This is a genomic window from Capnocytophaga sp. G1920 (genome assembly GCF_051417515.1).
The window spans coordinates 154,057-164,932 of record NZ_JBPRKH010000002.1 but is presented as its reverse complement, the minus strand read 5'-3'; the positions used below and the strand labels follow the sequence as shown (position 1 = coordinate 164,932).

Here is a 10,876-nt window from a genome sequence, read left to right as displayed (position 1 = left end):
AAATGAAAAGAAATATATTATTAGGACTCTTATTGCTATTTTTGGGAGCCTGTGAATTAGAAACACCTCCTGAAAGTGATCTTACTTATACAGGATTTTGGAATAAAGAAGAAGCTGCTAAATCTGTACACTCAGGCGTATATTCACGTTTTAGAGCTTATGGCTATACAATGTGGCTGATGGGGGAACTCCGCTCTGATATATGGGGAGGTAAAGGTATTGAAAATTCACATAATCAAGACCTTTATACCAATGATATTAACATTACTAAGGTGGCATTTAATAACTGGGGAAATTGGTATACAATGCTTCATTATATCAATGATTTTATTAAAAATGCTCCTCAAACTTCTTTCAGTAATGAAAATGAGAAGAAGAATATGTTAGCACAGATGTATGGACTTAGAGCCTATATCTATTACACTATGCTAAAAAGTTGGGGAGATGTACCTATTGTTACAGAACCTTTGCAAAACGTTGATAACTTAGTAGCTCTTAAAAAAGCACGGGCTCCTAAAGCAGAAGTATTAGCTTTTATCAAACAAGATATTCAAAAATCATTAGACTTATTTGAAAACAATGAGAACTTTTATCGTGATAATGTCTATTGGTCAAAACGTGCTACCCTTATTCTTAAAGGAGATGTCTTCTTGTGGTCAGGTAAAGTGTTAGGTGGTGGTGTTCCTGAATTTACTGAAGCCAAGAATGCTCTTAGCCAAGTCTCAGGAGCATTAGTGCCCTATGAAAACTTATGGGGTATTGATAATGAAAAAAATACTGAGTTTATTTTTGCCTTAGACTATAAGAAAGATGAAGCTGAACATTTCTATAAAGTAACAACAGCACGTAATACTGATGTTAAGGATAAGTTTGATGATAGTGGTCGTAAAATTTCTTCTTTTCTATATGTAGAAGGAGGTAACTATAATTCTCCTTCTGAAAAAACTTTGCGCCTAATAGATGACGTAAAAGATCAACGCCGTGCTACATTTGTACGTGTTTACTCTGATAATGTAGGACATATTCCTTTTAACACTACTAATTATTTAGGTTCTATATTATCAAAATTCATAGGAAGGAATAATTCAGGAGATATAGTGAACGAAAATAACGTACCTATTTATCGCTATGCTGATGTATTATTGCTATTGGCAGAGGCTAAAAATAACTTGGGTGAAGACCCTTCTGCTGAGATAAACCAAGTGCGTGCAAGAGCTTATGGTAGCAATTATAACGTAGCTACTCACGGTTATACCAATAGCACTAAGGCTAATAATGCTAAGGCTATTCTTGATGAACGTTACAAAGAGTTCATTGGAGAAGGTAAACGTTGGTGGGATTTACTACGCGCAGGTGATAATTTTGTGTATGATGAAGTAGCTTCGATGACTTCCAATGGTACAAAAAAGAATATATACCTACCTATTTCTCCAGCTATGATAGCTGATGATAATACACTTGTTCAAACACCTGGTTACAAATAAAGATAAAGATTTTTAGCTTTATTGAAGATGAAAACGGAGTTCCTTGTAAAAGGGGCTCTGTTTTCTGTTTTACATATTTCTTTCTTCAAAAAAAGTACCTCTGCATTCAATTGTTAAATGCAGAGGTACTGTCTATTTGCGGACTCTATATAGAGTATATAGAGTGGTTCACTATTTTAGCTTCAATTCTTCTACTATCTTTTGGATTTTGCTATCCAAAACCTTTTGAGTTGCTTCAAAAGCGTCTACACTGCTCAAAGATGTATTTACACTGAAATAAAACTTAATCTTAGGCTCTGTACCGCTGGGGCGTGCTGCTACGCGGGTACCCTTATCGGTGTGGTAGATAAGCACATTCGATTTAGGAACGTCTATATCTTCTACTTTACCAGTAAGTGGGTGGAAAGCCTTAGACGATTGGTAATCGCAAATTAGCGTTACTTTTTCTCCGTTAATTTCCTTCAACGGATTTTCGCGCAAGTCTTTCATCATCTTAGCAATCTCTTCTGAGCCCGAAATACCTTTTTTCACTAAGGAAATGAGATACTCTTTGTAGAAACCGTATTTGGTATAAGCGTGTAGTAATTCTTTGTAGAAAGAACTGCCTTTAGCTTTCGCAAATGCAGCAATCTCACAAGCCAATAGGGTCGCAGTTACGGCATCTTTATCGCGTACGAAATCACCAACCATATAACCGAAGCTTTCCTCTCCACCGCCTATGAAAGTAAGCTTAGGGAAATCTTTAATCATTTTGGCAATCCATTTAAAGCCTGTGAGTCCTTCTTTGTATTGCACTTTGTATGCATTAGCAATTGCGTGAACCATAGGAGTTGAAACAATAGTAGAAGCTACAAACTCGTTGCCTTTAAAGCCTTTTTTGCTTTGTTGTGCCAAGAGAAAATCGGTCATCATTACCATTGTTTGGTTACCGTTAAGTAGCACCATTTTGCCGTGAAGGTCGCGAACGGCTATACCTATACGGTCGCAATCGGGGTCGGTACCTATTACGATATCAGCTCCTATTTGGTCTGCTTTTTTGAGTGCCAACGTAAGAGCTTCGGGCTCTTCTGGGTTAGGTGATTTTACGGTAGGGAAGTTGCCATCAGGTACAGCTTGTTCCTCTACGATGTGTACATTGGTAAAGCCAGCACGTTTGAGCACATCGGGAACCATTGTAATAGACGTTCCGTGCAAAGAAGTAAATACAATTTTTAGCTTGTCTTTCTCAGGAGCATTGAAGTCTCCGTGTTTGATAGATGCTTCGGCAAAAGCATTGTCAAGTTCTTTGTCGATGTAGTGAATAAGACTCTCATCGGCGTTGAATTTGATGTCTTTGAAGTCAATTGCTTCAATAGCTTTCATAATATCACCGTCTTCGGGCGGTACGGTTTGTCCGCCGTCTTCCCAATACACTTTATAACCGTTGTATTCTGGGGGGTTGTGAGAGGCGGTAAGCACGATACCCGCTTGACAGCCTAAGTAGCGTACTGTAAACGAAAGCTCTGGGGTAGGACGGAGGTCAGAGAAGAGGAATACTTTTATGCCATTAGCCGCAAACACATCGGCTACTATTTTGGCAAACTTCTTAGAGTTGTTGCGACAGTCGTGAGCGATAGCCACTTTAATCTCTTGGTTAGGGAAGCATTTTTTGAGGTAGTTGCTCAATCCTTGGGTGTTTTTGCCTAACGTGTATTTGTTGATTCGGTTAGTACCAATTCCCATAATACCACGCATACCACCAGTACCGAACTCTAAGTTCTTGTGAAAGGCTTCGTTGAGCTCATCGGGATTTCCGTCGATGAGGGCTTGAACCTTGTTGCGGGTTTCTGCATCAAAAGTGTCAGAAAGCCACATTTTTGCTGTTTCAATACTTTTCATAAAATTAATTTTATATAGAGGCTGACTCTTGTTATATATTTTATCAGCGTTGTTTTTCGTTAGCAAAGGTACAAATTAATTATTAAATAACAATTAATTATTAACATTTTTTTTTGTTTCTTCTTTCTGTAAATTAGTTAATTCATTCCACCATTCGTATAACATAAATTCTAATTGCTTGTTGTCTTTTCGCTCTACAAGCCGATGTGCTTCGGGTTTTTCCATTACATAGAAAGCTAAGGTGCCTATTTCTTCTTCCGTTAGGTGATGTTCATTTTTGAGGTAGTTGCCCATCTCATTTACGATGTAATGTGCCACCCTTAGGTTCTTTTCATTGATAACTTGTTGCTTTATAATCTTTGCCTTTCCGTTCAGGTGGTTGATAATTGCATTGAAATTAAAACTCACATTTCCTACTAGTAGTTTGTAGAGGGAGAATTTGTCTATTTGAAGAATATCTGTATTAGCGTACTTCCGTTTCTCTTCCCAAGTGCGTTCTTTTGGAGTATGTTGTAAAATACCCAAACTCTGAGCAGTAATCTTAGGTTTTTCAGTAACACTCACTTCTTCTAATGCAATAGTAATATCAGTCATTTTCAAAACAACCAATCGCTGTAAATCCACTTGTGTAAGGCTATGGTAAAGTGTTTTCTTGCCTACATACGTAGCTTTTAAGCTCTGTCCTTTGGTAGCGTCTATCGAAAAAGACCCCTCAGCATCGGTAGTAGTATAGTGCTGGTTGTCTATGTTTTGAATATGCACCCCTTCCAAAGGCGCATTGTTGTAGAATACTTTTCCTCTGATACGCGTCATTTCTTGCCCCCTCATCAAAAGCGGACTCATCAGCAATAATATGAAAAACCATAATTTCATTACTAAATTAATCGCTTGTACGGCTCGTCCTGCCTGTGTGGCTCGCACTGCCTGTGCGGATCGCACCTCTAAATCAACTTCATCTTCTTTGCTTTCTCCATCATAAAGGCTTTGGCAGCCTCGTATTCATTAGGAATTTTCCCCTCTAAAATCGCTTCTTTTATCGCTTCTTTTAGCATTCCTACCGGTTGTGAAGGAGGTAAGTTGAACGTCTGCATTATCTCTTCACCACTTACCGGAGGTTGGAAATTGCGAATGTGGTCTTTTTCTTCTACTTCCACTACCTTTTGGCGTACTATCTGAAAATTGTCGTGATATTTTTTGAATTTCTTAGGGTTTTTAGTAGTAATATCAGCTTCGCAGAGGGTCATTAGGTCTTCAAACTCCTCTCCAGCATCAAATACCAAACGGCGTACAGCTGAATCAGTAACAATATCATCAGCGATGATAATAGGGCGCGAACTCATCTTTACGATTTTCTGTACGTATTTCATCTTGTCGTTCAGAGGCATTCGCAAACGTTTGAAGAGGTGATATACCATCTTGCTCCCCACAAACTCGTGTCCGTGAAATGTCCAACCTATCTTCTTGTCGAAGCGTTTGGTAGGTGCTTTGCCAATGTCGTGTAAGAGTGCTGCCCAACGTAACCAGAGGTTATCGGTGTTCTCTGATATATTATCCACCACTTCTAAGGTATGCCAGAAGTTATCTTTATGGCGTTGTCCGTCGTGTTCCTCCACCCCTTGCAAGGCAATGAGTTCTGGGAGGATATAGTGTAACAAGCCCGTTTCGTACAGCAATTTCAGTCCAATAGAAGGTTTAGCCGAAGCGAGTATCTTGTTCAGTTCCTCTACAATACGCTCGTTCGAGATAATTTTTAGCCGTTCCTTATTGTCAGTAATAGCTTTCAGCGACTGCTTTTCAATCTTAAAATTCAGTTGGGTAGCAAACCTGATAGCACGCATCATACGCAAAGGGTCGTCTGAATAAGTAATATCAGGGTCTAAGGGGGTACGAATGAGCTTTCGTTTTAAGTCGCCTAAGCCGTCAAAAGGGTCGATAAGCTCGCCAAAAGTATCTCTGTTCAGAGAGAAAGCCATTGCGTTGATAGTGAAATCCCTACGATTTTGGTCGTCTTGTAGCGTGCCACTCTCTACATAAGGCTTGCGTGAGTTTGCCTCATAGCTTTCACGGCGTGCCCCTACAAACTCAATATCCAAGCCATCGGCTTTAATCATTGCTGTACCAAAGTTTTTAAAAATCGATACTTTAGGAGCATTAGGCAATCGCTCAGCTACTTTTTCAGCCAACGAAATACCACTACCGATTGATACTACATCGATGTCTTTGGGAAGTTTTTTCTCTAATAAATAATCGCGTACAAAGCCCCCAATCACGTAACTTTCAACCGATATCTCAGCCGAAATATCGCTTATGAGTTTAAAAATAGGATTAGAAAGCGCTTCAGTATAGTTCATTAAAATTCGTTAATTGTTTTGCGAATGGCAACCAAACGCGTTAAAAGACCTTCAAGGAGATCGAGATGTAGCATATTTGCCCCATCACTTTTGGCGTTAGCAGGGTCAAAATGGGTTTCGATAAAAAGTCCATCAGCATTGTTCACAATAGCAGCGCGGGCAATGGTTTCAATCATATCTGGGCGACCGCCTGTTACCCCACTACTTTGGTTAGGCTGTTGTAGCGAGTGCGTAACGTCCATTACTACGGGAGCAAACTTGCGCATCGTCGGAATTCCGCGGAAATCTACTATCAAGTCTTGATAACCGAACATCGTGCCACGGTCAGTTATCAACGCTTTTTCATTGCCACTATCAAATACTTTTTGCACGGCAAATTGCATACTCTCAGGACTCATAAACTGACCTTTTTTCAAGTTTACTACCTTGCCCGTTTCGGCTGCTGCCACCACCAAATCAGTCTGGCGCACCAAGAAAGCTGGTATTTGCAGTACATCTACATATTCGGCAGCCATCGCCGCATCGCTCACCTGATGAATATCAGTAACAGTAGGAACATTAAAGGTTTGCCCTACTTTTTGGAGTATTTTTAGTGCCTTTTCATCGCCTATGCCCGTAAACGAATCTACGCGACTCCTATTGGCTTTCTTAAAACTCCCTTTAAAAATGTAGGATATATTCAGTTTATGAGTGATATTCACTATATGTTCAGCAATTTTCATCGCCATATCTTCTCCTTCTATAGCACAAGGTCCCGCTAAGAGAAAGAAATTATCTTCTTTGTTTATCATTTTGTTTAATTGTTAGGTATAATTCTTTGAGGTTAGTAGCTTTTTCGTAATTTTTTATTTGTCGATGAGGTTCGTACTGTTATTTGTCATTCATCATTGCCCAAATAACATCGCCCTAATATTAGTAGTAAACAAGTTTACTGCAATCGCTAAAAGTATAACTCCAAAAAGATTGTGAATTACGGTAATGCCCTGTTTTCCTAAAAACTTCTCTATTTTCTCCGAAGATTTAAGTACTACATACACAATAATCATATTAATGAGGATTGCCACTATAATATTCTCTACATAAAACTTTGCCCTAAGGGAGAGTACAGTAGTGAGTGCCCCTGCTCCTGCCACCATAGGGAAAGCCAAAGGGACAATAGAGGCAGTCTCAGGCGTAGTGCCTTTGTAGAGGGTGATACCTAAAATCATCTCTAAGGCGAGAAAAAAGAGAATAAATGCCCCAGCTACAGCAAATGCCTCAACCGTTACTCCAAACAAATTGAGTAATTGCTTGCCTATAAATAAAAACAGAATAAGCAAAATACCGGCTACAATAGCTGTTTTCTCAGATTGTATACGTCCTGCTTTTTTCCGCAGATTAATAATGATAGGCACACTCCCGATAATATCAACTACCGCAAAGAGCACCATAGTAGCGGAGACAATCTCCTTTACATCGAAATTCATAATCCAAAAAATTTATGCAAAAGTAGTAAAATAATTGCGAACGATGAAAAAAAAAATCTCCCAATTTGTTAATTAATTGATTTACCAATATTTCAATATAACTAAAAGATTGATTTCACCTACATCATAATATGATAAAAACACTTTCTTACAATTATCATAGCCTCATCTTTCCTTCGTCTTTTCTCTATTTCCCCTTGTACCTTGCACCGTTTTTTGTATGAACTTTGCCTAAGTTTCAAACTTTGGCAAAGTTGAAATCCACTAATAACCTTCTTTTTATCTATCTTTTAGCTTTAACTTACCTTCTCTTTTCCTTCGTCATTTGTTCGTTCTAGACCCACTGTAGAGCCACTGTAGAGCCACTGTAAACCCACTGTAGAGCCACTGTAGACCTACTGAAAAGCCACTTATTGTTCGATTATCCTATAAGTTTCCTATAAGTTTTGTATACTCCTCTCCTAATGTCATCATTAATTCACTTCACCCCAAAAAATGCTCGTCGTGCTACGACTGCTTGTCGTGCTACAATTGCCTGTCGTGCTACACCTGCCCGTGCGGCTCGCACCTGCCCGTGTGGCTCGCTCTACCTGTCTTTAATAAATAGAATACAGTAATGGTATCAAAAAATCTCAGAAAAATTTTAATATTTAGAAAATACAACGTACCTTTGTAGCGTTTTTAAAAGAAGATTATTTTAACTAATACAAACAAAATGAGTTATAGAATTGAAAAAGACACTTTGGGTGAAGTGAAAGTGCCAGCCGATAAATATTGGGGAGCACAAACAGAGCGTTCACGCAACAACTTTAAAATCGGTGCACCCGCTTCTATGCCGATTGAAATTATCCGTGGTTTTGCTTACCTTAAAAAAGCTGCCGCTTATGCAAACTTCGATTTAGGAGTGCTTTCAGCCGAAAAACGCGATGCTATCGCTCAAGTTTGCGATGAAATTCTCGAAGGCAAACTCAACGACCAATTCCCATTAGTAATTTGGCAAACCGGTTCAGGTACACAATCTAATATGAACGTGAACGAAGTGATTGCCAATCGTGCTCAAGTGTTGGCTGGTAAAAAAATAGGTGAAGGCGACCCCGTACTAAAAGCCAATGACGATGTAAACAAATCGCAATCGTCTAATGATACTTTTCCTACCGGTATGCACATAGCTTGCTATAAAATGGTAGTTGAGAAAACTATTCCTGGTGTTCAGAAACTACGCGATACTCTCGCTGCTAAATCTGAAGCTTTTAAAAATGTAGTAAAAATAGGTCGTACGCACCTTATGGACGCTACACCACTTACTTTGGGACAAGAACTTTCTGGCTACGTATCTCAACTCGACCACGGTTTGCGTGCTCTTAAAAACACATTAGCTCACCTTTCAGAATTAGCCTTAGGAGGTACAGCCGTAGGTACGGGGCTCAATACCCCTAAAGGTTACGACGTGAAAGTAGCTGAATACATTGCTAAATTCACCGGTCTACCTTTTGTAACCGCTCCTAATAAGTTTGAAGCTTTGGCTTCTCACGATGCAATTGTCGAAAGCCACGGAGCTCTTAAACAATTAGCCGTATCACTCAATAAAATTGCAAACGATATTCGTATGATGGCTTCAGGACCTCGCTCAGGTATAGGCGAAATCATCATTCCTGCTAACGAACCTGGTAGCTCTATTATGCCCGGTAAAGTAAATCCTACTCAATGTGAAGCTATGACAATGGTGGCAGCTCAAGTAATGGGTAATGATGTAGCCATTTCAATAGGAGGTACACAAGGTCATTATGAATTAAATGTATTTAAACCATTGATGGCTTCTAACTTCCTTAAATCAGCTGAGTTGATAGGAGATGTTTGCGTGTCATTTGAAGAACACTGTGCAAGTGGTATTGAACCTAATTACAAACGTATTAAGGAATTAGTAGATAACTCGTTAATGCTTGTTACAGCTCTTAACACTAAGATTGGCTATTATAAAGCAGCCGAAATAGCCCAAACGGCTCACCGCAATGGCACAACCCTTAAAGAAGAAGCTGTGCGTTTAGGTTATGTAACTCCGGAAGACTTCGATAAATGGGTACGTCCTGAAGATATGGTCGGAAGCCTTAAATAAGTAATATAAAAAGTTTATAATATTAAAAAAAGGGAAAGCTATCTAATTGATAGCTTTCCCTTTTTTATGTAAGTAACTGTATATTTCTTCTTATTTGTTAGGAATATGTTGCAATATCGCTAGTAAGAACTTCCAAAACTTCTGTACAGAAGCTATATTTACCTTTTCAGCAGGCGAGTGTGCCCCTTTGATAGTAGGACCAAAGCTCACCATTTCCATTTCGGGGTAATGGGTTCCTAAAATGCCACATTCTAAGCCTGCGTGGCAAGCTACTACATTAGGTGTTTCACCGAAGAGCGTTTTGTATTGTGCTTTTACAATCTTCAAGATTTCAGCATCTACTTTGGGCTCCCAACCTGGGTAACTACCGGTGTATTCTACTTCAAATCCAGCTAACTCAAAACTACTGCGAATCGTATCAGCCAAATCATATTTAGAAGTTTCTGAAGCCGAACGAGTGAGGCAATACACGTTTATTTCGCCGTCTTTAATTTGTACCCTTGCTACGTTATTGCTGGTTTCTACAAGGTCAGCAATCGTCTGACTCATTTTATACACCCCATTGAAAGCTGCGTAAAGAGCGCGTAATACATCTTCTTGTTCTTCTTCTTCCATTACTTTCTCAGGTACCGCAGTAGGTTCAAGTAATACTGTAAGAGTCGGTTCAGTTACTGAATACTCGTGTTGGAGTGCTTGGGCAAGCGTAGCTACTTCTTTTTTAAAAGCTACTTCGTCGTTTTTATTAATAGTTACCATCGCTACGCTTTCTCTCGGAATAGCATTGCGCAAACCGCCTCCATCTACACTTGCAATATGCAAACCAAATTTCTCAGTACAAGTGAATAATATACGGTTCATCAGTTTGTTGGCATTAGCATAACCCTTATGGATATCTGTACCACTATGTCCACCGTGCAATCCTTTTATGGTAAGTATATAGCCTACTGAATTATCAGGCGTATCTACCACATCGTACTCTCTAAACGCCGATACATCTACACCACCGGCACATCCTATATCAATTTCGTCGTCTTCCTCAGTATCTAAGTTGAGAAGAAAATCACCAGAGAGCAATCCGCCTTTGAGCCCTTTAGCACCCGTCATTCCTGTTTCTTCGTCAATAGTAAAGAGAGCTTCAAGAGCAGGGTGGGGGATATCCTTACTTTGTAAGATAGTCATAATACTCGCAACCCCAATACCATTATCGGCTCCCAAAGTTGTACCATCAGCACGTACCCAGTCGCCATCTACTAACATTTTGATACCTTCCATACTAAAGTCGAATACCGTATCATTGTTCTTTTGGTGTACCATATCAAGGTGCGATTGTAACACTACTGTTTTGCGGTTTTCCATTCCTGCCGTAGCGGGCTTTTTAATGATTACATTGCCCGTTTCGTCTTGGTAGGTATCAAGCCCTAAACTTTTGCCGAAAGCTACCATAAAAGCAATGACTTTCTCTTCTTTTTTTGATGGACGAGGCACAGCATTCAAGCTCGCAAAGTTCGCCCATAACTGTTTTGGTTCTAACTCTGTTATTTTCATTATATTTATTAATTATTAGTTTTTAGTCATCAGTTATCA

At 39.3% G+C, this 10,876-nt stretch carries 8 protein-coding genes; 2 read left to right on the top strand and 6 right to left on the bottom strand.

Annotated elements, in window-relative coordinates:
- The first annotated feature begins 2 nt into the window (after window positions 1-2).
- Window positions 3-1,484, top strand: coding sequence for a RagB/SusD family nutrient uptake outer membrane protein (locus ACSQ7D_RS02655; RefSeq protein ID WP_437135269.1), 1,482 nt, complete (start codon window positions 3-5; stop codon window positions 1,482-1,484).
- Between the two features lie 171 nt (window positions 1,485-1,655).
- On the opposite strand, the gene ACSQ7D_RS02650 is transcribed toward ACSQ7D_RS02655, so the two are convergent.
- The 5 genes from ACSQ7D_RS02650 to ACSQ7D_RS02630 all read right to left on the bottom strand — a co-directional run bounded on the left by ACSQ7D_RS02650 (window position 1,656) and on the right by ACSQ7D_RS02630 (window position 7,179).
- Window positions 1,656-3,362 (bottom strand): phospho-sugar mutase, encoded by a 1,707-nt coding sequence (locus ACSQ7D_RS02650; RefSeq protein ID WP_437135268.1) that lies wholly within the window; start codon window positions 3,360-3,362, stop codon window positions 1,656-1,658.
- Window positions 3,363-3,455: 93 nt separating this feature from the next.
- Window positions 3,456-4,235 carry a carboxypeptidase-like regulatory domain-containing protein gene (locus ACSQ7D_RS02645; RefSeq protein ID WP_437135267.1) on the bottom strand — a complete coding sequence of 260 codons (780 nt, stop codon included), beginning with the start codon at window positions 4,233-4,235 and terminating at the stop codon, window positions 3,456-3,458.
- Window positions 4,236-4,303: 68 nt separating this feature from the next.
- Window positions 4,304-5,713, bottom strand: a complete 1,410-nt coding sequence (locus ACSQ7D_RS02640) for a CCA tRNA nucleotidyltransferase (protein WP_178958839.1) — start codon at window positions 5,711-5,713, stop codon at window positions 4,304-4,306.
- On the bottom strand, window positions 5,713-6,504 hold the full coding sequence (gene kdsA, locus ACSQ7D_RS02635) for a 3-deoxy-8-phosphooctulonate synthase (RefSeq protein WP_002672353.1): 792 nt from the start codon (window positions 6,502-6,504) through the stop codon (window positions 5,713-5,715). The genes ACSQ7D_RS02640 and kdsA overlap by 1 nt, the downstream gene beginning before the upstream one ends.
- Window positions 6,505-6,597: 93 nt before the next feature.
- Window positions 6,598-7,179: a MarC family protein gene (locus ACSQ7D_RS02630; protein WP_009751479.1), complete on the bottom strand. Its 582-nt coding sequence runs from the start codon at window positions 7,177-7,179 to the stop codon at window positions 6,598-6,600.
- A 715-nt stretch (window positions 7,180-7,894) separates the two neighbouring features.
- Here ACSQ7D_RS02630 and fumC point away from each other — a divergent pair.
- Complete coding sequence (gene fumC / locus ACSQ7D_RS02625; RefSeq protein WP_015783032.1) at window positions 7,895-9,292, top strand: class II fumarate hydratase; 1,398 nt, start codon at window positions 7,895-7,897, stop codon at window positions 9,290-9,292.
- A 90-nt stretch (window positions 9,293-9,382) separates the two neighbouring features.
- Here fumC and ACSQ7D_RS02620 read toward each other — a convergent pair whose 3' ends face one another.
- The gene (locus ACSQ7D_RS02620; RefSeq protein WP_437135266.1) at window positions 9,383-10,837 is read right to left on the bottom strand and encodes an aminoacyl-histidine dipeptidase; all 1,455 of its coding nucleotides are present in this window, start codon (window positions 10,835-10,837) and stop codon (window positions 9,383-9,385) included.
- Between the last annotated feature and the right edge of the window lie 39 nt (window positions 10,838-10,876).